Source organism: Brevibacterium sp. LE-L (genome assembly GCF_050214925.1).
GTDB lineage: Bacteria > Actinomycetota > Actinomycetes > Actinomycetales > Brevibacteriaceae > Brevibacterium.
Window position 1 is genome coordinate 925,952 of sequence record NZ_CP189759.1, and the last position, 21,775, is coordinate 947,726.

General features: G+C 61.7%; 21 protein-coding genes and 1 pseudogene. 13 read left to right on the forward strand and 9 right to left on the reverse strand.

From position 1 onward, the window contains the following. Positions 1-247 precede the first annotated feature (247 nt). Positions 248-613: a hypothetical protein gene (locus ACQE2J_RS04090; RefSeq protein ID WP_426937127.1), complete on the forward strand. Its 366-nt coding sequence runs from the start codon at positions 248-250 to the stop codon at positions 611-613. Here the strand turns inward: ACQE2J_RS04090 and ACQE2J_RS04095 are convergent. The 4 genes from ACQE2J_RS04095 to ACQE2J_RS04110 form a co-directional block, all read right to left on the reverse strand. Further along, positions 590-1,597, reverse strand: a complete 1,008-nt coding sequence (locus ACQE2J_RS04095) for an aldo/keto reductase family protein (protein ID WP_426937128.1) — start codon at positions 1,595-1,597, stop codon at positions 590-592. The two genes, ACQE2J_RS04090 and ACQE2J_RS04095, sit on opposite strands and share 24 nt — an antisense overlap. 143 nt (positions 1,598-1,740) lie before the next feature. Beyond that, entirely contained in the window at positions 1,741-2,967 is a 1,227-nt protein-coding gene (locus ACQE2J_RS04100) for an MFS transporter (RefSeq protein ID WP_426937129.1), read from the reverse strand. Positions 2,968-3,081: 114 nt separating this feature from the next. Next, complete coding sequence (locus ACQE2J_RS04105; RefSeq protein WP_426937130.1) at positions 3,082-3,756, reverse strand: GntR family transcriptional regulator; 675 nt, start codon at positions 3,754-3,756, stop codon at positions 3,082-3,084. Next, complete coding sequence (locus ACQE2J_RS04110) at positions 3,753-5,084, reverse strand: MFS transporter (protein WP_426937131.1); 1,332 nt, start codon at positions 5,082-5,084, stop codon at positions 3,753-3,755. Before ACQE2J_RS04110 ends, ACQE2J_RS04105 begins: the two co-directional genes overlap by 4 nt. A 256-nt stretch (positions 5,085-5,340) precedes the next feature. Between ACQE2J_RS04110 and ACQE2J_RS04115 the strand changes: the two genes are divergently transcribed. Together ACQE2J_RS04115 and ACQE2J_RS04120 are read left to right on the forward strand one after the other, a co-directional pair. Further along, positions 5,341-6,147, forward strand: coding sequence for a thioesterase family protein (locus ACQE2J_RS04115; RefSeq protein WP_426937132.1), 807 nt, complete (start codon positions 5,341-5,343; stop codon positions 6,145-6,147). 15 nt (positions 6,148-6,162) lie between these two features. After that, entirely contained in the window at positions 6,163-6,954 is a 792-nt protein-coding gene (locus ACQE2J_RS04120) for a sulfite exporter TauE/SafE family protein (RefSeq protein ID WP_426937133.1), read from the forward strand. 191 nt (positions 6,955-7,145) lie between these two features. Here ACQE2J_RS04120 and ACQE2J_RS04125 read toward each other — a convergent pair whose 3' ends face one another. After that, positions 7,146-7,817, reverse strand: coding sequence for a hypothetical protein (locus ACQE2J_RS04125; RefSeq protein ID WP_426937134.1), 672 nt, complete (start codon positions 7,815-7,817; stop codon positions 7,146-7,148). A gap of 266 nt (positions 7,818-8,083) precedes the next feature. Here ACQE2J_RS04125 and ACQE2J_RS04130 point away from each other — a divergent pair, with 266 nt between their 5' ends. The 6 genes from ACQE2J_RS04130 to ACQE2J_RS04155 all read left to right on the forward strand — a co-directional run bounded on the left by ACQE2J_RS04130 (position 8,084) and on the right by ACQE2J_RS04155 (position 14,653). Continuing rightward, on the forward strand, positions 8,084-8,851 hold the full coding sequence (locus ACQE2J_RS04130) for a GmrSD restriction endonuclease domain-containing protein (RefSeq protein WP_426937135.1): 768 nt from the start codon (positions 8,084-8,086) through the stop codon (positions 8,849-8,851). Between the two features lie 95 nt (positions 8,852-8,946). Then, positions 8,947-10,077 carry a tyrosine-type recombinase/integrase gene (locus ACQE2J_RS04135; protein ID WP_426937136.1) on the forward strand — a complete coding sequence of 377 codons (1,131 nt, stop codon included), beginning with the start codon at positions 8,947-8,949 and terminating at the stop codon, positions 10,075-10,077. Next, positions 10,074-10,424 carry a helix-turn-helix domain-containing protein gene (locus ACQE2J_RS04140; protein ID WP_101556009.1) on the forward strand — a complete coding sequence of 117 codons (351 nt, stop codon included), beginning with the start codon at positions 10,074-10,076 and terminating at the stop codon, positions 10,422-10,424. The genes ACQE2J_RS04135 and ACQE2J_RS04140 overlap by 4 nt, the downstream gene beginning before the upstream one ends. 955 nt (positions 10,425-11,379) lie before the next feature. Continuing rightward, positions 11,380-12,930 (forward strand): hypothetical protein, encoded by a 1,551-nt coding sequence (locus ACQE2J_RS04145; protein WP_145998947.1) that lies wholly within the window; start codon positions 11,380-11,382, stop codon positions 12,928-12,930. Between the two features lie 97 nt (positions 12,931-13,027). After that, entirely contained in the window at positions 13,028-13,297 is a 270-nt protein-coding gene (locus ACQE2J_RS04150) for a hypothetical protein (protein ID WP_226838548.1), read from the forward strand. A gap of 115 nt (positions 13,298-13,412) precedes the next feature. Then, a protein-coding gene (locus ACQE2J_RS04155; RefSeq protein ID WP_374701033.1) for an IS3 family transposase occupies positions 13,413-14,653 on the forward strand; the annotation gives its coding sequence in 2 pieces (ribosomal slippage) (positions 13,413-13,740 and positions 13,740-14,653; 1,242 coding nt in all). A gap of 259 nt (positions 14,654-14,912) precedes the next feature. Here the strand turns inward: ACQE2J_RS04155 and ACQE2J_RS04160 are convergent. Continuing rightward, a complete protein-coding gene (locus tag ACQE2J_RS04160) occupies positions 14,913-15,638 on the reverse strand; it encodes an alpha/beta fold hydrolase (protein WP_426937137.1) in 726 nt (241 codons plus the stop codon). A 252-nt stretch (positions 15,639-15,890) separates the two neighbouring features. Next, complete coding sequence (locus ACQE2J_RS04165) at positions 15,891-16,808, reverse strand: PHP domain-containing protein (RefSeq protein ID WP_426937138.1); 918 nt, start codon at positions 16,806-16,808, stop codon at positions 15,891-15,893. 144 nt (positions 16,809-16,952) lie between these two features. On the opposite strand from ACQE2J_RS04165, the gene ACQE2J_RS04170 reads away from it, so the two are divergent. From ACQE2J_RS04170 to ACQE2J_RS04185, 4 genes are all read left to right on the forward strand, one after another. After that, positions 16,953-17,567 carry a recombinase family protein gene (locus tag ACQE2J_RS04170; protein WP_426937139.1) on the forward strand — a complete coding sequence of 205 codons (615 nt, stop codon included), beginning with the start codon at positions 16,953-16,955 and terminating at the stop codon, positions 17,565-17,567. A gap of 277 nt (positions 17,568-17,844) precedes the next feature. Then, positions 17,845-18,699 (forward strand): hypothetical protein, encoded by an 855-nt coding sequence (locus tag ACQE2J_RS04175; RefSeq protein WP_145997453.1) that lies wholly within the window; start codon positions 17,845-17,847, stop codon positions 18,697-18,699. A gap of 287 nt (positions 18,700-18,986) precedes the next feature. Continuing rightward, positions 18,987-19,970 carry a zinc-dependent alcohol dehydrogenase family protein gene (locus ACQE2J_RS04180; RefSeq protein WP_101573653.1) on the forward strand — a complete coding sequence of 328 codons (984 nt, stop codon included), beginning with the start codon at positions 18,987-18,989 and terminating at the stop codon, positions 19,968-19,970. Positions 19,971-20,192: 222 nt separating this feature from the next. Then, complete coding sequence (locus tag ACQE2J_RS04185) at positions 20,193-21,047, forward strand: alpha/beta hydrolase family protein (protein WP_101573655.1); 855 nt, start codon at positions 20,193-20,195, stop codon at positions 21,045-21,047. Positions 21,048-21,054: 7 nt separating this feature from the next. Here ACQE2J_RS04185 and ACQE2J_RS04190 read toward each other — a convergent pair. Together ACQE2J_RS04190 and ACQE2J_RS04195 are read right to left on the reverse strand one after the other, a co-directional pair. After that, a pseudogene (locus ACQE2J_RS04190) lies at positions 21,055-21,411 on the reverse strand (transposase); the annotation flags it as partial. Positions 21,412-21,454: 43 nt separating this feature from the next. Next, the gene (locus ACQE2J_RS04195) at positions 21,455-21,754 is read right to left on the reverse strand and encodes an integrase core domain-containing protein (protein ID WP_426937140.1); all 300 of its coding nucleotides are present in this window, start codon (positions 21,752-21,754) and stop codon (positions 21,455-21,457) included. Positions 21,755-21,775 lie beyond the last annotated feature (21 nt).

The following is a 21,775-nucleotide window of genomic DNA, read 5'->3' on the forward strand; positions in this document are numbered from 1 at the left end:
CAGGCCAACCAGATCCTTATCGGGTGTCTGAAGCGTGAGGCGTACCTCTCTCGATGCTGATCGGGGTCGGTCGTGTACTGATCCCAGAACCTTTTCGTCCCAACCTGGGTGAGATGGAAGCCTTCAGTGAAATGCTCGTAGGACGGTGTTGAGAAGTCAGCATTCGTCACCGGGTAGAGCAAGCAGCACCTGGCCGGCGATGTCGAGTCCGCCGCGGCCCTTATTCATCTGCGTGAACATGGCGGACATGCACCCGCCGGCCGCGAGTTCGCGGAGCGCTCGTCCCACGCTCGACGAGCTCAGCCTCGGCAACGCCGCCGTTGACGAGGCGGACTACGACGTCGTCTTCTATCTAGGCAGGCACGGGTCCATGGAAGATCTCGCGTTCGACGAGGTCTCCGGTGAGCTCCTCAAGCGCCACCTGAGAGCAGGACTACCGCTGGCGCTGCTGTGCCACGCACCGGTCGCTGCAGGGACCAGGTACGAGAAATGCCGCGTTCCCCTGCGGCCGTACGCCATCAACGGGGACTTCTACACCGGTCAAAATCCCCAGTCGGACGAAGAGTTCGTGGCACGAATCCTTGCGGACTCAGGTCAGCCTCGTCGGCGGTGACTGCGTTTTCGTCGGGTCCGTCTCCGGCAGGTCGCCGAGGACTTCGTCGATGCGGGCGAGGACCTCGGGAGTGAGCGTGACCCCGGCGGCTTCAGCGTTCGAGGCGATCTGTTCGGGGCGTGAAGCGCCGACGAGTGCGGTGGCGACGTTGTCGTTGGCGAGCACCCAGGCGACGGCGAGCTGCGCCATCGTCAGACCCAGATCGGCGGCGATGGGTTCGAGGTCTTCGATCGCTGTGAGCATGTCGTCGTGGAGGTAGCGGCTCTTGATGAAGTCGGAGCCTCCCTTCTCGTCCGTGGCTCGCGAGCCGGCGGGAACCGGCTGGCCGGGCTTGTATTTGCCGGTCAGCGCACCTTGGGCGATCGGCGACCACACGACCTGCGAGATGCCGAGTTCCTTCGACGTCGGGATCACGCGCTCCTCGATGACGCGCCAGAGCATGTTGTACTGCGGCTGGTTCGACACGAGTTGGATGCCCAGATCCTTCGCCATGTGGTGGGCGGCGCGCAGCTGATCGGCGTTCCATTCGCTGACCCCGATATAGAGCGCCTTGCCGGCGCGGACGATATCGGCGAAGGCCTGCATCGTCTCTTCCAGCGGGGTCTCATAGTCGTAGCGGTGGGCCTGGTAGAGGTCGACATAATCGGTGCCGAGCCGGCGCAGCGAGGCGTTGATCGACTCCATCATGTGTTTGCGCGACAGGCCGGTGTCGTTGTGCCCCTTCGGACCGGTGGGGAAGTAGACCTTGGTGAAGATCTCGAGCGATTCGCGCCGCTGGCCGGCCAGTGCGTCGCCGAGGACCTGTTCGGCCACGGTGTTCGCATAGACGTCGGCGGTGTCGAAGGTCGAGATCCCTGCGTCGAGGGCGGCGTGCACGCATTTCGTGGCCGTGTCGTTCTCCACCTGCGATCCGTGCGTCAGCCAGTTTCCGTAGGTGATCTCGGAGATCTTCAGGCCGCTGTTTCCCAGATATCTGTGCTCCATGTCCTCACCCTACTGCGGCGAGTCCACCTGTGTCAGTGGTCATGCCCCGTTCGGTTTCGTCGCGGAGGGTCTGCGACCTGCGTTCGGTATGTTGGACAGCACTTGCCCCGCGTTCGGTTCGATGTCCAGTGCCGGGGACCGCGTCACAGCTTAGAGGTGCGCAGCCCGATGAGGGACTGCACGACGACGATGACGGCCAGGCCGATCACCGAGACCACGGATGAGCCGGCGGTTTCGAGCCCGAGCCCGAAGGCGAAAGGACCGATGGCCGCCAGCGCCACTCCGACGGCCGATGTCACGGCTGAGACCGAGGCTGTGTGAGCCGGCGAGCGGCCGAACTTCACGATCTGGTCGTAGGATGCGCCGAGGCACAGCCCCTGGGAGATGCCGAGCAGGATGGTGATGGGCAGCGCTCCGGCCGCGCCCATCATCAGCAGCAGGACCAGGCCGAGGACGGCGAGCAGCGGGGCCGCGGGCGCGATGAACCGCGAGAGTCCGCGCCGGATGGCGATCGGGGCGATGAGACCGAAGGGGATGGCGACGATGCTGATGAGTGAGGTGAAGCCGCCTGCTGCCTGAGCGGGCATCCCGTCGAGGACGAAGACGGCTGGCAGCCACGCAGAGGTGGTGTAGAACGTCAGCGAGGTGACACCCAGGAAGAGCGCCAGGAACCATACGTTGGCATCGGAGAGAACAGCCTCGGCGCGTCGCTCGCCCCCACTCGCCGAGGCGGCCCGTCCTCGGTGTGCGCCCGAGGCGGCCGCGACATGAGGGATGCGGATGTAGACGAGCCAGAGTGCCGCGGCGATCACCGTGCACAGGGCCCACGCCAGTAGCGTGCCGCGCCAGCTGAGGCCTGTGGCCTCCCGGAGTGGGATAGTCAGACCGAGTGCCAGTGCGGGACCGAGGCTCAGCGACATCGAGTAGGTTCCGGTCAGTCGCGACCGGATCTCGGTGCGTTCGGCGTTGATGATCGAGGGAACGAGGACGGTGAGGATGGCGATCGAGAACCCCAGAAGTCCCGTGCCGAGGAGCAGGGGCGCGTCACCGGGAGTCGACCGGAGCGCCATGCCCGCCGCGATCGCCACGAGTGCGATGCTCACGACACGACCGCGTCCGAAGCGATTCGCCAATGGTGGGGCGACGGGAGCGGCAAGCAGAGTGAGCACCAGGGGGATGCTCGTCAGCAGCGACAGGAACGTCTCCCCATGACCGGTGTCCTCCATCATGGTCGGCACGAGCGGGGCCAGGGAGATGGTCGGGATCCGCAGAGTCAGGCCGACGATGAGGACCGTCGCAACGGCGATGATCAGAGAGACAGGCCGGGGAGGGGGCGGCTGAGTGCCGAATGATGGAGGATCGTCAGACATTGCTCGTCATCTTAGCTCTGTTATGATCGTGTTCGGACGGCGCCTGCTGTAAGAGCCGGGCCCACGCGGAAGCCGGACCCGGGTGAGGTCAGCGCCGCGCACCGCTGTCCGAAACTATGGCCCGAATCCGGGCCCGGCCTCCCGGGCGCCCTGCGAAGGCGAGGAATTCTCTGCGATGTGTCCTCGCAGCGTGTCTGCGAATGCCGCGGCATCACCGCTGCGAAGATGTTCGACCAGTTTTTCCTGCTCGGCGATGATCTCATCGCAGCGCGCGAGCAGGTGAGAACTGTTCATGAACAGGGCGAACCGGTGCCGGTCGGAGAGCAGCGAATACATCTCCAGCATCACCTGACTGTCACCGGCCTCGACGAATCCGCGGTGGAACTCCAAGGTCAGTTCGATGAATCGGGCGACGTCCGCCTCGGCGAAGGCGGCTCGCTGCTGGGTGATGAGCTCATCGAACGAGCTGGCCAAGCGCTGTCGCAGAGCCTCGGGAGCGCGCTCGACCGCGGTCGTTTCGAGAAGATAGCGGGCGTCGGCGAGTTCGGCAATGGTGCGCTCATCGATACCTTGGACGACGGCCCCGCGTTTGGGGTAGATGCGGATCCATCCTTCGTCCTGCAGCCGGGCCAGGGCCACGCGCACCGGGGTGCGACTGACCCCGATCTCGGTGGCCAGGGCCGCCTCGCCGAGCATCGTCCCCGGTGCGTGCCCGCCGTCGAGGATCTGCCTGCGGATGACCTGATAGGTGCGCTCGGCCGCGCTCAGCGGTCCCGTCTGCGCGCTCATTCCTCGCCTCCTGCCTGATCGGGCGCAACCTGTCCCGGCTGGGTCGGTGCTGCCGACGAACGGTCGGCCGCCTCGGCGAGAGGTCGGCGTCCGGGCCAGCTCATCAGCGGGATCGCGCGGATCGAGAATCCGACGGCGATGAGCAGCACGAACGTGGCCATGAGATTGATCCAGAGGAACCCGCCGGCGCCGAGCACGGACCCGGCGAGGGCAGCCATGAGCGCCCCGCCGAGATTCATCGCCGAATCCGAGGCGCCCTGCAGCGGCACCTTCGCGTGTGCCGGCACCGAGGCGGTCAGCAGCGACGATCCGCCGATGAGGAACATCGACCAGCCGATGCCGAGCAGCGACAGTGCTGTGCTGAGGAGGACCATCGACGACTCCGGAGCGATGGCGTCGATGACACCGAGGACGATCGTGAGCGTGAAGATGCCCGCCCCGCCGGCGATGACGATGCCGGAACCCCACCGGTCGGCCATCCAGCCGAAGACGGGTGAAAGGGCGTACATGCCGGCGATGTGGATGCTCACCACGATGCCGATCGCGCCGAGGCTGAATTCCTGATGGTCCATGTGCACCGGCGTCATGACCATGACGTTGGTCATCATCATCTGCCCGGCGATGATCGTGACCATCGCAAACAGCGGAACCGGGCGGGCCAGAGCGAAGCGCAGCGCCTCGCCGAGCTTCATCGGCTGCCGGACAGCGGCCGCCTCGGTGTCGGTCGACGTCCCCGTGGGAGCACCGGAGGTGACGGTCTTCGTCAGTGTCGATGCGGCAAGGGTGGCCAGTGCGAAGGCGACCATCGAGATGAGATAGGGCCCGGCCAGGCCGTTCATGCCAAGCGTCTGCCCGAGGTGGGCGCCGGGAGCGGTGAAGCTCGGGCCGAGCACGGACCCGACGGTCGTCGCCCACACCACCAGTGACATCGCCCGGCCGGCGGCCGCGGGATCGGCGAGGTCGACGGCGGCGTAGCGGGCCTGCAGACCCGAGGCGGTCGAGGACCCGCACATCATCATCCCGAGCATGAACAGCGGCAGGAACTGCAGTCCGACGCCGATGAGGACGACCACGGCGCCGAGCGTGCCGACGCCGAAGCCCAAGGTCAGGGCCGTGCGACGGCCGGAGCGACCCGCGAGGACGGCGAGGGGATAGGCGATGAGTCCGGCGCCGAGGATGACGCTCATCTGCGCAAACCCCGCCATCGAGGTCTGCCCGGTGATCTCCTCGGCGAGGAGCCCGCCGACTGCGTAGCCCGAGGCGATCCCGGCTCCGGAGAGGAGCTGGGCGGTGATGAGTTTGGCCTGTTCGCGAATGTGGCTGGTCATAGTTGTCTCACGTCGTCGTGGCGGGTCGGATCCGTTCACGCTATCTTGCATGCATCTTGGATACAACAGGTGATCGCAGGATGGACGAAGACGCACGAAGTCATCCACACCAACAGCCGCTTCACTGCCGCGGACGTAAGATCGTCAGGTGGGGCAGGGCGTTCCCGGTCGAAGCACGACGCCGTCGACACCCGTCCCGGCAGGCCGACTGAGTTCGGAGACAATGGCGGTAACTCTCGACGACTGAGGAGATTGCATGACAGACAACGAGGTCGCGCCTCTGCCCGAGGCCTTCTACATTCCGCGCGGCAGCGACGAGTTCGACTCGACCGTGGCGACGACGAGCCCGTGGGATCCGGCGATGCAGCACGGGGGACCGCCCGCCGCCCTGCTCGCTCGCGCCGTCGAACGGGTCAGAGAAGACGAGTCGATGAGCATCGGGCGGCTGACGATCGACATGCTCGGCCCGATTCCCCAAGGACGCATCCGCACCGAGGCGGCCATCGTGCGTCCGGGCAAACGCATCGAACTCGTCGAAGCGAAGCTCTGGGCCGACGATCGACTGGCGGTCACCGCGACCGCGTGGCGGATGCGCTCGACCCCGGAATCCAGCGCCGAGGTGGCCACGGACTTCACGACCTCCTCGGTGCCGGGTGAGCAGGAACAGCGGTACTTCCCGGGCATCGGCTCCGACTGGGGTTACGGGCGGGCCATCGAATGGCGTTTCGCCTCCGGAGGGCTGCAGAAGCTCGGGCCCGCCGACGTCTGGGTCCGGCCGCGCATTCCGCTCGTCGCCGGAGAGGAGACGAGCCCGATCCAGCGCTTCGTCATCGCGGCCGATTCGGCGAACGGAGTCTCTTCCGCTGTGCCCTACGGTGAGTGGACGTTCATCCCGCCTTCGCTGTCGCTGACATTCGCGCGGGAACCACGATCGGAGTGGCTGAATATGAACGCTCGCACTCATATCGGCCCGGATGGGCGCGGTGTCGCGGACGGTGACCTCGCCGACGAATTCGGATATGTCGGGTCAGTGACTCAGCCGCTGCTCGTCGCCAGGCTCTGAGGCTCTCGGGCTGGCATGGAGTTCCTCGGACTCATACTCATCGGCATCCTTGTGGGGCTGACGACGGTGCTCTTCGGTTTCGGCGGAGGGTTCGTCGCGGTGCCGATCATCACCATCGTCGATGCCGACCTCGGAAGCGACACCGCACGGGTCGCGGCGGCCACCTCGGCGCTGGTGATGCTCATCAACGCAATCGTCGCCACGGTCTCGACGAAGCGGGAGACGCTCGCCCACCTGCAGGGGCGGTGGTGGCTGCTCATCCTGCTCGCCCTCGGTGGGGCGCTCGGGGCCTTCGGCGGCAGGTTCGCTCCGGAAGCGCTGCTGCAATGGGGATTCGTCGCCTATATCGCGATCACCGCGATCGACCTGCTGCTGCGCCCCGGATTCTTCCGTCAGGGAACCCGTATTCGGAAGGAAACCGGCGAGGGTGGCCGCGGCATCTCTTCGGTGTGGGGCGTGCCCATCGGCGGTCTGGCCTCATTCCTCGGAGTCGGCGGGTCGGTCATGACAGTGCCGATGATGCGGCGGTCGGGGGCGACGATGACCGTGGCGACGACGCTGGCCAACCCCCTGACCCTGGTGATCATGAGCCCGGCCGTGCTCGTGACGATCACCGCCCATGCGAACATCGGCGCCCCGGGTATCGTCGGGTCGCTCGACCTCTATTCGGCCGCGGCCCTGCTCATCGGGGCGATCCCGGTCATCGTGGTGCTGCGTCGCCGCGTGCCGAAGATCCCGGAGATGCTCCACGCCTGGGGTTACTTCATCCTGCTCATCGCCGCCGGAGCGGTCGTCGCAGTGGCGTGAGGGCGTGCTCGCGCTGATTCCCCGTTCGCCCAATCCCTGCGCCGAGCGGACCACTTAGCGTCGAGCGAACCAGTTGCAAGCGGTCCGCTCGGCGCTAAGTGGTCCGCTCGGCGAGGCAGGGGGTCTAGTTGGCCCACCGGCCGGCGACGCAGGGGGTCTAGCGACCCGCCGCTCGGCGACGCGTAGGGGGTTTAGTTGGCCCAGCGGCGGCGGCGCAGCAGGGACGGCAGGCCGAAGTAGATGGGCGGGCGGGCCGACGCGCCCGCGGCAGCTGGTGCGTCGGAGATGTCGTCCCTGGCGCCTGCTCCTTCGACACCGAAGCCGGTGGTGACCGACGAACCGTCCAGCGCCCAGGCGCTCTCCCAGCTGATGAGCTCGCCGGCGTGGCAGACGGGGTCGCCGCCGCTCGAGGGCGGTTCGGTCCACATCCACAGGTTGATCCCGTATTCCATGAGGATGAGCTTGTCCTCGGGCCGGCGTGCAGAGTTCTCCGTGACCAAGTCGTGGCGCACCTTCGTCGAGGTCTCCTCGAGTTCGGTCCACCCATCCTGTCGATGCGGCAAGAATACCCACGTCCGCGCGGGGACGCGATCCGGCACGAGGTCGCCCGGCTTGATCACCTCGGCGGTCGGCACATCCGCGCCGTCCGCAAACTCAGCGAGCAGCTCTCCGAAGCAAGCCTGCGCCACCTCGGGAGACGGCGCGAGGATGAGCAGGTGAGATGCCTCGGCACGCACCTCATCGAGGGTGAGATACGTCAACGCATTCGTCCGCATTCCCGCGAGCACCTGCGTCCAATGACCGGGCACGACCCCATCGGACAGGAAACCGCTGGTCCGCGGACGCTCCTCGTCATGTCGCATCGAAACTCCTCCTCACCGAGGCTGCTCACCGTCTCCTTCCATCATGCACCTTCACACCGGCGACGGCAGGCAGACGACCCCGATCGCACACTCATCGCGGCCCCGGCCTGTAACGAATGGGACACTTTGATGCCCGTGCCGTACCGCTGCCGCGCGAGCCGATCTACGCTTGGTCTGGTGGACCGAGCAGCGACGGCATCGTCGGCTCGGTCCACGACCACGTCTGAACCGTCGCGCTCGAGAACGCACCATCCGAAAGTCTTCCCATGCCTCCTTCCCCGCACCACATCCGCCCCGCGTCAAGCGCGAACCCCTCCTCGACCGACCGTCTCAACGGGCGGTCGAAGAGCCCGTCGAGGCCACGCACTCTGCCGGCGCTCGCCGCCATCCTCACCCTCGGCCTGCTCACCGGGTGCGCCGAGGCGGCCGAACCGACCGTCGACACCGCCGCGTCGAGCACGGCCGACCCGACCCCGGTTCAGAGCACTGCAGCCCCGACCGACAACGCGGCCCCGACCGACGACACTGCCGCGCCGACGTCAACAGAGGGAACCGACAGCAGAGCCGGGGAAGACGAAGGCAAGGCGGGCAGCTCGGCTGCGGGGACCGCCTCGGCGATGTTGGACGAACTCACGGTCAAGGGGCGGGCACCGAAGACCGGCTATGACGGTGACCTGTTCAAATGGCGCTCGGACACCGACCACAACGGCTGCGACACCCGCAATGACGTGCTCCGCCGCGACCTGACGACCATCACACTCAAGGCCCTTACCCGCGGCTGCATCGTCCTCGCGGGAACACTGTCCGACCCCTACGCCGGTGAGACCTACGACTTCGACCGGAGCGCGAACAGCGTCGACATCGACCACATCGTCGCCCGCTCCAACGCATGGCAGACGGGCGCGCTGAAATTCGACGAGGAGACCCTCAGAGAATTCGGCAACGATCCGCTCAACCTGCTCGCCGTGAGCTCGAGCCTCAATCGGCAAACTTGCGGGTATTGCATCAAATGCAGGAATACAAGCGTGATCTGAGTCGCGAAGGCATCACTGGATGGTCCTGCTCCCGCTTGATTCCGTGTCTGTTGACATTATATCTGCATCCGATGCATGATTATCCCCTCAGGCGAATGGTGGTCATGGTGAAACAAGGTGTCCCTTATGGCGAATCCTCGCTGTACCTTGCGCCGGGAGTGGCGTTCATCAACGAGGAAGAAGCCGTATTCGCGGCAATGGTCGAGGGGTGGACAGACGCCCAAGTCGGCGGACGGCTGAATAAACGACAGTCTGCCGACTCCAACGTCGCACGAGCGGTGGCTCTGCAGGAGTTCACCAACGAATTCCCGTGGAACTGGACCGCAGGCATGTTCGACGAGTGGATGATGCACCTCATCTCAGAGCGGAAGCTGATGCGCTCGACTTTACGGGTCTACCAAGCCTCGATCCGGGCCTTCTGCAATTATCTGATCTCTGATCATTACACGTGGGCGCAGCAGTGCGAACAGCGCTTTGGCACACATCCAACACAGATCGTGCATGAGTGGAACTCGGCCAGACACATCCTCGATTACGAAGGGAGGCCGGGGCGCCGACCGCTGGCACGCGACGAGGTTCAGCGTCTGTTTGACCACATCGACTCGAGTGTCGATTCGCGCCTCGACCAGCACAAGAAGGGTGCCCTGCAGGTCTATCGCGACGCGACGATCATGAAGGTCATCTACGGTTGGGGGCTTCGAGCCGATGAAGTTGCGAACCTGGAAGTCACCGACTTCTACCGCAATCCCCATGCACCGGAATTTGGCGACTACGGGATTTTGCAGGTCCAGTTCGGGAAAGGCTCCCACGGCAGCGGGAAGAAGCGTCGCTCCGTACTGACGCTTCGTGCCGGAGCCGTCGCAGCATTGAAGGCATACGTCGACGAGGTTTGGCCGACCGTTCGAATGTCGGGGTCGAACTTGCTGTGGGTCACCGAACGAGGTAACCGGCTTCAGGCCAAAGAAATCACCGAGCGATTCGCCGTCTACCGTGATGAGATCCGCCTCGACAGTGTGCTCTCACCACATTGTCTACGACACAGCTATGCCACTCACCTCGCCGAAGAAGGATTCGACCCGCGCTTTATTCAGGAGCAGATGGGCCACCAGTGGGGCACGACGACCGGGATTTACACACACGTCACGGGCAACTTCATGAACACAATGATGAGACAAGCCTTGGAGAAGAACCAGCAGGCACGACCGACTAAAGGACCGGGCAAATGAAGATCGTTGGCTACGAGTGGAAACTGCGCGAAGTAATGGCGACCAAGGGGTTGTTCAGTACCACGGACCTTATTCCACTCCTTCAAGAACGAGGCATCAATCTGTCGTCGAGCCAGGTCTATCGGCTCGCAGCAGAGAAGCCGGAACGACTCAATCTCCACGTTCTCGTCGCGTTGCTCGACATTCTCGAGTGCAGCTCGGATGACCTCATTAAGGGTGTGGATCTCGGCAGTGCCGTAGCCGCGACAGGAACGGAAAGCTCGACCGCTCGGGACCGTTCCGCGGCCGTGAAACTCGGTGGACTGCGTCCGGTTCGGATGGAAGTCCCGGGCGCCCCCGATGCGTGAGTCGCAAACAGTCTCATTCTGCACCGGCGAGCTCTCGCACATTATCGGTGAGATGGAGTCGTCCCTGCCCACTGTCCTCATCGCCGAAGTTGTCCGCAGACTGAAGCTGTCTGCTCCTGCGCTGGCGCGATTGCACGCCCATATCATCAGCGATCCGCTGGTTTTGACGCGGGGGCTCGACTCCACACCTGCCACGGTGACGCGACTGATCAGGGACCTGCGCGATTCCGGCGCCAGAGTCGTCCAATTACCGCGGTGCGCCAAATGTGCCGATGTGCGGCCCTTAGTTCGGACTGCCAGTGTGGGCAAAGTCTGTGCTCGCTGTGATTACAGTCTGAGGCGAACCGATGTTGAATGCGGACTCTGCCACAGGATCCGTCAACGCCGGGGTCAAGTCCTCAACACGCAAATCTGTCAGAGCTGTTGGCGCCTCGGCTCGATAACCGGGGCCGAGGACTTCGTCACTGCGGTGTTGTTCAGAACTCGATCAGCGGGCAGCCGTACAGAGTTCGAGGCTCGGCTACGACAGGCAACCAACGGGATGTCGGCCAGCATCTGTTTGCGCACCCGTTTAGAAATCGAGCTATCTTCCCGCGACTTGTTCGCAGACCCTCAGTTTGGGAGCGCGAATTTCGGAACTATGTATGACCTCGTGAGGTCCGTCGGCGCGATCCTCCCAGTTCGAGCATGTGGCCACTGTTCTCGCCAAGTGCCTCTCACCGAGAAGTTGGATGGACTTCGCACCTGCGACAGATGCAGGAGGCGCGCAAACATGGCTCCATGTGATTCGTGTTCGCAACCGTCAATCACATCCCGGATCATGGTCGACGGCACGCGTCTCTGCATCAGCTGTGTGAACCGTCTCCCACAGAACTTCGGCACATGCTCACGATGTGGCCGAACAAAACAAATCGGCTCAGAACGACCTGAGGGACTTCTCTGTCGCACGTGCCGAATGAAGGAACGTAGCGGCACTTGCACCAGTTGCGGCCACGTTCGTCCCTGCCGCTTCGCGGGCACCGCACGAGCCATCTGCGAGAACTGCGCCCTGTCGAAAGAACCCTGCAGCCAGTGCCGGCGTAACAAAGTTCCAGCGAACCGCCTCGCCGATGGTGGTTCGCTGTGTGCGACATGCTCGCCGAAAGTCATCGAAGCCTGCGCCGATTGCGGGAAGGACCGCCAGGTCCGTGCCCGGATCGACGGGGCGCCCTACTGCTGGGAATGCGGTGAACGGAATCCGCTGTTCCACCAGAACTGCCTCCGATGCTGCCGCTTCGAATACCTGTCCCAGCTCGGACTCTGCCCGTTTTGCAAAGCCGCGGACCTCGTCGACTCGCTGTTCGAAGGCGGCCCGTCACCCGTTGCAAACGGGCGAGATTTGCTGCGTGAGGCATTACGTGCGGCCCCGCCACAAGCAGTTTTTACACTATTCCAGCGGCGCAAATCGGTCGCAGTGCTTCGATCGTTGATCGCTCATCCTGGGGGAATTTCCCACGACTCTTTGTCCCAGGTTGCCAGTGGCAGCTCGGAAGTCGTTGTTCGTGCGTTCCTCGTCGAGCACGGTGTGCTGGCCTGGCGGGATGAGAACTTGGCGAGGCTTGAAGCGTGGATTGCTGCCACTGCCGATGAGGTAGCTGATCCATCGGAGCGGCGTGCCTTTCTACAATTTGGCCGGTGGAGACACTTGAGTAGGTTGCGGCGGCAGACGGATCCCGCCGGAGACGGCCAGGTGAGCGGGATCCGCACCGAGCTGGGACACATCATTGAGGTCATTGGCTGGCTACGCTCGCGCGGCAGTTCGATCGAAGGTGTCAATCAATCGTTGGTCGACAACTGGCTCTCCCGTGGGCCGGGAACACGAATACGGGTCAAACACTTTTTGACATGGTGTTATGAGAACAATCTCGCCTCGGCAAAGGTCACCATCCCGGCCGCTCGTGCGACAGCACTCACGGTTGCCGGCATAACCAGCACCGAAGTTTGGACGGTACTCGACCAGTTCCTGGACCCCTCGAAAATGATCAGCGGCCAGACCAGACTCGCGGGGTGCTTGCTATTGATCTACGGCATTCGACTTGGCCGTATCGCCGAGTTGAGGCTTTCCGATCTTCGCGAACACGACGGCAAATACAGCATCCTGATCGGAACGGATCCGCTTGAGCTTCCCTCGTCACTGGACATCGCGGCAATCCACGCTCAACACGATCGATCAGCTCCCCGGCTGATGACACCCGCAACGGACGACGACTGGCTATTCCCAGGAGGCGTCCCCGGACGACACCTCACATCCACGTCATTAGCGGCTCGCCTCCGCAAACTCGGCGTCCACAATCCGACGAAATACAGGAAGGCAGCACTGACGCCTTTGGCTATCTCATTGCCAGCACCGGTTCTCTCACGGCTTCTCGGCCTGAGTATCTCAACGGCAACGACTTGGGCCACCGCTGTTTCGTCCAGCAACGCCTCATACGCCGCTGCACGTCTATCCACGCGACCTGGGTTGTAGTTGCCAGCGCTCAACTGCGGTGCATAACCGCAGTACGCCAAGAAATCTCGTCGGACCCAGTTTGTGAGTGGCAGAGATAGGTGGCAGGGTCCTCGCAGTGCTATCTGGCCTGTTCAACATCTTCGGTCAGGTGGGGCTCCTGATCGGAGCGGCGGCGGGGATGGCCCTGATTGGCCCCCTGCTCCTCGGGGTCGTCCTGGCGGCGATGGGTGTGGTGGTCGTGATCTCTGCTCCCGCTAGCCGGCGGATGGTGCCATTCTGCTTGGCTGCGACGATGCCGGCGTTCGTCCTAACGGATCCGGAAGGCAATAAGTTTTGTCTCATGGCCAAGCGCATCCCGATGGAGCCTGAAGACTTTCACGACTGATGCTGGCTAATCCCGAGGGGTGGGAGGGTCTCGAAACTCAATTATGGGGATGAACCCTGAGTGGTGGACACGCTGAGACTGGCCCATAATGGGCCGGAGAATGCGAGTAGAAACCATGCCGAAGAAGAAGTACTCGGACGAGTTCAAAGCCGACGCCGTCGCGCTCTACGAGACTCATCCCGATATGTCCTATTCCCAAGTCGCGACCGACCTGGGCGTCTCGCGTGGCGCGATCAAGTCCTGGGTGCATCAGGCCCGGAAGGTCGCCGGAACAGTCCCGACAGCCGCGGCAGGCCATCCGGAGTCGGCTGAGGAAGAGCTGGCGCGTCTGCGGGTCGAGAACGCTGATCTGATCGTTCGGGCCAAGCGTCTGCGAGCTGAGAACGACAAGCTCGCCGAGGAGCGAGCGATCCTGCGGAAGGCCACGAAGTATTTCGCGGCCGAGACGACCTGGTGATCCGCTTCCAGTTCGTTGACGACCACCGGAACACCTATGAGGTGAAGCGGATGTGTTCCGTGCTGGGTATCCAGCGTTCGAGCTTTTACAAGTGGTGTGCCTCCCGGACGGCACGGGCGGCCAGGCAGGCTGCTGATGATGCTCTGTGCGAGCGGATTGAGCACCACTTCGAATTCTGGGACCACACGTACGGGTACCGACGGATCACGGCCGAACTCGCCGATGACCCGCACGTGGACGAACCGGTCAACCGTAAGCGGGTTGCCCGCCTGATGCGGAACAACGGCATGGTCGGTATCCACTTGCGTAAGCCGAAGACTACGACGATCTCGGACCCAGGTGCTCAGGTGTTTGCCGACCTGGTGGGCAGGGACTTCTCGGCCGCTGAGTTGGGCACGACCTACGTCGGCGACATCACCTACTTACCCTATGGTGATGAGGGGAAGTTCTTGTATTTGGCCACGGTCATCGACTTGTATTCGCGGCGGATCGTGGGCTGGTCGATCGCCGATCACATGCGGTCCAGTCTCGTCGAGGACGCGTTGCAGAATGTAACAAACAACCGAGAAACACTGAAAGGTACGATTTTTCATAGCGATCATGGACGTCAATATACGTACTCGTCGTTTCAGGCGATGTGTCGTCGGTTCGGGGTGGTCCAGTCGATGGGCAAGATCGGGTCGAGTGCTGATAACGCCTTGGCGGAGTCGGTCAACGCTGCATTGAAGCGGGAGACGCTGCAGGGAGCGAAACGATGGTCTTGTGAATTCCAGTGTCGGCGGGAGGTGTTTCGGTGGTTAGTTCGTTATAACTCGAGGCGTCGGCACTCGGCTTTGGGGTATCGAGCACCGGTTGACTTTGAGGTCGATTATACGTCTATGATGGATGTTGCTGCCTGATAGTACACATTGATGTGTCCACTTCAAGGGGTTCACGCCCTATTGCCGAGCAGTCCGTAGACGAACGCGGAGATCGCCTAAAGATCGTGAACTCAGTACCGCCACGAAAAGTCGAAAGAACACCGCCATTTATCGCTGAAGCTCACATGTGTGGAGATCCGTCCTGCTTTGCACACAACACGCAGGCCAAGTCTGTACGTGCGGCCTTCTCAGTGATGAGCTGTGCAAGGTAGGACTCGTCTCCTTTCGAACCACATCTTCACTCCTTTACCGGCGGAAAAGTTCTTCTGAGGAAGTCGATCACGACAGGCCACACTTCGGAAGGATCACTGATAGGAGCAGCATGCCCCAAGCCTGGTAGTTCAACGTACTCGGACCCTGGAATCGCCAGGGCCACTTCATGCGCCCTGGAAACGAAGGTGTCAGTGTCCCGTTCGAATCCCATAATGAGACTCGGAACACGGATACTCGCCAAAGCAGGCAGACGATCCTGGTACGACGAGATGAACGTCGCGGATCGTCTTCGTACGTCAGGATCAGGCTGCCCAGCCCACTTTGACTGAAGTTCAACCATGCGCTCGACAAACTCATCGTCGGCCAGCCGATCGGGAGGAAACGAAGAGAGGAAACTCAAAGCCAATCGCAATGGGTCGTCGTCCTTATCAGGCAAAGCTGCCCACGCACGCTGCAAGACACGGTCAATAGCGTTCTGACGGCCATAGGTCGCGATCAGTACCGCCGCACGGACCCTGTCTTCCGCGAAGAGAGCAACCTCTTGAGCAATCGCCGCACCTTGCGACCAGCCCACTAACGCAACAGGATCTCGCCTGTGAGCAAGAAATTCCGAGACGCATGCGACCACAGATTCCCAGTCTCCTGATGATCGGTGTTCGAACGTGGTGACACGGTAGCCTCGCATTAGAAGTTCTCCGCGCGCACTTGAAGACCATTGCACCGGATCAGCAAGGGGGTTGCTGAGGAGCACGATCTCAGGTCCAGTACCCCACGTGTGAACAACGCCGAGACCGCTCACTTCACGTGTGGCTTCGTCACCTCTCGCTGCATACGGCATACCCGACACACTATCGCTGAACCTCACAAGGCGTCTCCACATGACTCGCCTGGAGACGCCTCCTATCCAGCACTCGACGATGCACAACAATGGCAACGGTCGGCGGAGCCCAAGTCTCGCGGCGTAACCCGAACCCAATTGGGGCGTACGCTGGTTTGGTTTAGCTCAAGAAACACCACGTGTGTGGGTTCGTGACCAGAAAGCTTCGTGCGAGCGGCCCGGCTTGAATCCAAACCGCTCGACCATGGCTACTGCTTCCGGGAAATGCGAGGCAATTGCCTCAGGTTCGTGAGCATCACTGCCGAAGGTTATAGTTTTTCCACCTTCCTCCGCCCACCATTGGGGTATCCAGGACCAGAGGCGGCGCGTGTTCATCTCCAAAGCTCGTTCACTGACGGCGATGGCCCGCATCGCTTCCCGGAAGCCTTCTTCAAACTGTCGTGGATCAAAGGGGCCGCGATCTGAGACCGGCCACATGCGGATCGGATAGTCGATGTGAGAGAACACCTCGAAAGAGTCGGAGGCGTCGACCATGCGTGGGATTTCTGCGAGGTATTCCCACATGACCATCTCAACAGGGTGCTCTCGGAAAAGTGTGTGCGGCTCTGCCCTGACCGAACCAAATTGCAACGTGTGGAGTGAACCATTGACTCGGTCCACATTGCTTAAATCGATGATCTTCGAAACATCGACGTTATGTAGGTGGGGTTGACCAAATTCCACGCCGGTCAGTATCCGCAGATCAGGGAACTGGTGGCGGCAACGCTCGATTGATTCGAAATAGCCAGCAGCATCGAACTCAGCGAAGTCAACGAGCCCATCATCATTGAGCATGTGCTGCTGATGCGGCATCAGGTCTTGAGGGGCTGTTCTCCACGTGCGGGGTATGTCGAGGTGTTCGGTGAAAATGATAGTAGGGAGACCGATTTTGACTGCGTGAGCGCAGGTAGCTCGCATTCGACCAGCGGCCCCTGACCTCGGGCCGCCGGTGTCCCAGGACCACTCGCTATGAACATGCGAATCTGCAGGCAACATCATGACCCCGATCCTACCTACCCGATGACTCACGGCGATTGGAATCATCTGTCAAGTGAGCCGCGCATCGTGTGCGTAACCAATGTACGTGGAGATCTGTACAAAGTAGAAGGCATCTCCACAACATGTGATGAGCGGTGAAAGGTCCGCTGGACTGTCACACAAACGATCGAATAAGTGATGGAGGTAGCGGTGGCACTGATCGGATATGTCAGAGTGTCGAAAGCCGACGGGTCACAGACCACCGACCTGCAACGCGATGCGCTCATCGCCGCCGGAGTCGATCCTGAACAGTTCTATGAAGACAAAGCCTCCGGCAAGAAAGACGACCGTCCCGAGTTGACCAACTGCCTCAAAGCACTCCGGGACGGTGACACGTTGATCGTCTGGAAGCTCGACCGTCTCGGCCGCGATCTTCGGCATCTGGTCAACATCGTCCACGACCTCACCGAGCGGGGTGTGGGACTCAAGGTGCTCACCGGTCAGGGCGCTGCCATTGACACAACCACCGCGTCGGGCAAGCTGGTGTTCGGGATCTTCGCCGCCCTGGCTGAGTTTGAACGAGAGCTGATTTCCGAGCGCACCAAAGCCGGCCTGGCTTCGGCCCGGGCTCGGGGGCGTAAGGGTGGTAGGCCGTTCAAAATGACGCCGGCTAAAGTTCGATTGGCCATGGCATCGATGGGGCAACCCGGCACCAACGTCGGTCACCTGTGCGAAGAAATTGGGGTGACTCGCCAGACGTTATACCGCCATGTCTCTCCAACTGGTGAGCTGCGGCCCGATGGGGCCAAGGTCCTGGCGCGGTAGAACGCGGCTGTGGACGTAAGCTTGGTGGCGTTGATCTGTGATTGATATTTGGCGCGCCGAGCGCGGTGACGCCACCTGCGATCGACCTTTAGGAACGCAGGGCCCAGAAGCAACACCACAGATATCCCGAACCGTTACCTACCGCAAAGCCGACCATCATCACTCCAACTTAACGGCACTAGGCTTAGGAGCTATCCTCTTCATGTGACGCCCTGGAGTTGAAAGTTGCAGGCCCATTCCACCGCGTCTAAGCGATACGTTAGAGGTGTTCGTTCACGTGAAGCTCCCGAGCTTTCAGCCGCGGTCTAGCGGCTGCCGCTGTCATGCCCCGGTCCGGACGACGGTATTGGCGTGCATTGTTGCGCTGGCCGCGGGACTGTCGGGCTGTTCCTCTGGCGACGATGACGTTGGCGGGGATAGCGATAAGAGTGATCATGCTAGCGGTGATCAGGAAGCCAATGACGGCAGCCCGTCGCCGTCGCGGACGAGTCGTGAAGAGTATCAGCGGCTTGCTTACGAGGAGGACCCGGACAAATTCTGTTCTCCCGATGACCTCGATGGGTCTGCCCGGGCCGGTACGTTAGAAGGTACTGTGTCGTTCGCGTATCTGCCGGTGTTCGTTGGTTCGAAGAGCGATATCAGTTCTGAGCTCGACAACGAGCACTCGAGCGAGACGTACGTGCCGTACTCCACCAGTAAGGTTCTCTTGGCCGCTGTTTCGCAGGATTCGGAGAGTGTCCCCAAGTCGGCGATGACTGGTGTCAAGGTGTCGCAGGTCGTCGAGGCAATTAAGGACGGGCAGCTGGTGAGCAAGTGCGGGCCTGAGTCGAATCTGGAAGTTGAACCGGTCGGACAGACGGAGGTCAAGTACCTCCATGATGGCGTCTGGTACACGAAGGAGTGGACTCTTTGGGAGCTGTCTGGCGACGACTTTAATCCACTTCCCAAGGATCGAAACACCACTGGGTTCACCGCGAACATCACAATGGGCGAGGAAGACGTTCATGCGGTGCTTTCGAACAATCGGGCTAGGCTCCCCAGCTCCATCGCCCAGGAGGGTGCAGCGACACGGACTCCTGATCCGGGTATGTCCCTGATTCGCTTCTACTTCCAGCACCACGTGTGGGAGTAAGTTCGTAGAGCAGTGGCGGCCATGGGAAACGACGGAACCGTCTCTGCAGTCTTTCACTGCGCTTCCTCGTCGGATCTGGATCGGCCACACTGGGGCCACAGCTATCAACATCGGCTACCGTTTTCACTGACGCGGTGCGACCGGTGATAGTCATTCAGCCAGCGAGTGTGCAACTGACTTCTGGCATCAGTACATTCGATTCCTGAAACTGACACAGGGCAACCACAGTCGGTTAGTTCACGCGTCCCCGTGCACGTCCTTAGTCTGCGTCGAAAGGTCACCTACATATGCAGCACTCCAACCAAGGCGTCATCGCCCACCGTTTCGGCCCTCCGCCAGAAGTTCTCCAGGTAGAGTCCCTTGCCCCTGCAGAACTGGAACGAGGTGCCGCGGCCGTGCGGATGATTGCCTCCCCCATCAACCCCTCAGACCTCATACCGGTCTCGGGGGCCTACCCGTCCCGGACGACACTTCCCTTCATCCCCGGCTTTGAGGGAGTCGGGACCGTCGAGACCGTCCACTCCGACAACGATCCGGCGCTCCTCGGTCAAAGGGTGTTGCCGATCGGAGCAGCTGGCGGTTGGCAGAGCGTGAAGCCTTGCTCCCTGGTCTGGTGCATCCCGGTCCCCGACGACATCAGTGATACGGATGCGGCCACCGCCTACATTAATCCACTGACAGCCATCAGGATGATCGACCTCCACGCCAGCTCGCCCGGAATACATACCGCAGTCGTTAACGCCGCCGGTTCCGCCATCGCCCGCACCCTCGGGCATCTGCTCACTCAGCGGGGTACCCGTACCATCGGGCTCATGCGCCACCCGAGGAAAGAAGAGGCCAGCAGCTGCTGGGCTCACGTGATTGACACTTCCACTGACAGTTGGCGCGAAGAGCTCCATGCTTTTACAGGGACAGGAAGCCTCGACCTCGCGTTCGACTGCGTGGGCGGCGGTGAAGGCATCGACCTGGCACAGTCCTTGAGACGCGGGGGAACATTTGTGCACTACGGCTTGCTGTCCGGCCAACCACTGTCGCCCAAACTGCGGCAGGACCGGCCCGACCTCAATATTCACTACTTCCGATTGCGCGAATGGGTCCACAGCGCCAAACGGGCACAGTTGGTCTCCGCCTTCACCCAGGTCTTCAATCTCGTGCGGGAAGGGGTCATCCGAACACGGATACAGGAGGAGCTGCCGTTGGGCGACATAGCCGAAGGGCTAGCCCTGTCGTTGAGCCAGGGATCCCAGGGTAAGGTGCTTCTGCGCCCCTGACCGATTCCTAGGTGGGGCCTTTTCGTCTCGCGGGCTTGTGTACAGGCCACTTCTGAGTTGAAGTTCATCCAGTGAAGGCGGCTTCTGAAATCTGTGCAAACGACTTCTGAAACTGACAGCAGCTACAGCCACCTCGGCGTAGTTGAGAGAATTTTCCATGATGAGTCGATTGAGTACGTTTATCAACTGAATGCCAGCAGACTTGAGGTATAGATTGAGGTCATGCTTACTGAAACTGTGACGTTGTCCGACGAGACTCGCCAGCATTGGTCCGATAATAGCCGTGCGAGACCTCTTTCTGTGAGCGTGTGGAGGCCAGCTTGCTCCGACAGGCCCCTCCCAGTAGTTCTCCTGTCCCACGGGACCGGCGGCGCAGTTGAAGATCTTTCCTGGCTGGCCGAGCCCCTGGCTGACGCTGGCATTCTAGTCGCCGGCGTTGATCATCACGGCAATAGTTATAAGGACGTATATCTGCCTGAAGGTTTCTCATTCACTTGGGAACGGGCTCGAGATGTCTCGCTCCTTCTCGACTACCTTGTTTCCAGGCATGACATCGACGAGCAGAAGATTGGTGCCGCGGGCTTCTCTATCGGAGGCTACACGGTCGCTGCGCTTCTCGGGGCAAGAACGAATCCAGAGGCGCTCAACGCAGTGCTAAGCGGCTTGGTCCCAGCGCCGCAGTTGCCTGAGTATCCAAACGTGGTCGAGCAGCTTCACTCTCGCTATACAGAGGATCAAATTAGTGCGAGGATCTCGGACGGCGGTAAGTCGGTCGCCGATGAGAGAATTCGTGCGGGTTTTGTGATCGCGCCCGCGATCGGTCGCTTGCTTGACCCGAGGAGTCTTAGAGCAATCTCCGCTCCGTTCGAGATCCGCTGGGGCGGAGCCGACGACATTACTCCGGCAGAGGACAACGCACTTGTCTATCTCGACTCTGTCCCAAAGGCTAGCGGTCGGAACGTAGGGGCGCAGGTAGGCCATTATGACTTCTTGGGTGACCGTGATGATCCGTATTGTGCGCGTGACGTGGTAAGTGCTGATGCCGTCGAGTACTTCACCACAGTATTTATGGAATGACCCATTCCTATATGCGCAACCAGGTTAAGATTGCGCTGAGAACGACGGCAGCCCGGTAGGTGATCGCGAGCTTGTCGTACCGAGTCGCTAATCCTCTCCACTGTTTGACGTAGGCGAAGGATCGCTCGACGACGTTACGGTTTTTATACGCAACGGCGTCGAACGCTGGTGGGCGTCCTCCCCTGTTTCCACGTTTCTTCCGAGCAGCGATCTGGTCCTTCTTTTCAGGGATCGCTGCCGTGATTCCACGAGATCGTAGGTGCTCGCGATTGGCTCTGGACCCATAGGCTCGGTCGCCCAAAACCGAGTTCGGACGTGTGCGTGCACGACCGGTACTGTTGCGCGGAACCCGAATATCAGCCAGCTGTCAAGCCCCGGGTTTCGTAGAGGCTCCTTTTCTTGGTTTCCTAAGCAGCCGCGGACTCCACCCCGGGCTGGTTGATCCATTCGGAACGGACCTCGAACGGTGGTCGGTACCCGATCGCTGAATGCAGCCGTTCCTGGTTGTACCAAGCCACCCACTTCGACGTCTCCGCCATCACCTCAATCAACCCCGACCACACTTTCCGGTCGATAAGCTCGGCCTTGTATACCGAGTTCAGCGCCTCCGCCATCGCGTTGTCATACGAGTCCCCACGCGACCCCACAGATGCCACAATTTCGGACTCCGCCAGGGTCTCGCCATAGCGAATCGACCGGAATTGCACCCCGCGATCCGAATTAACCCG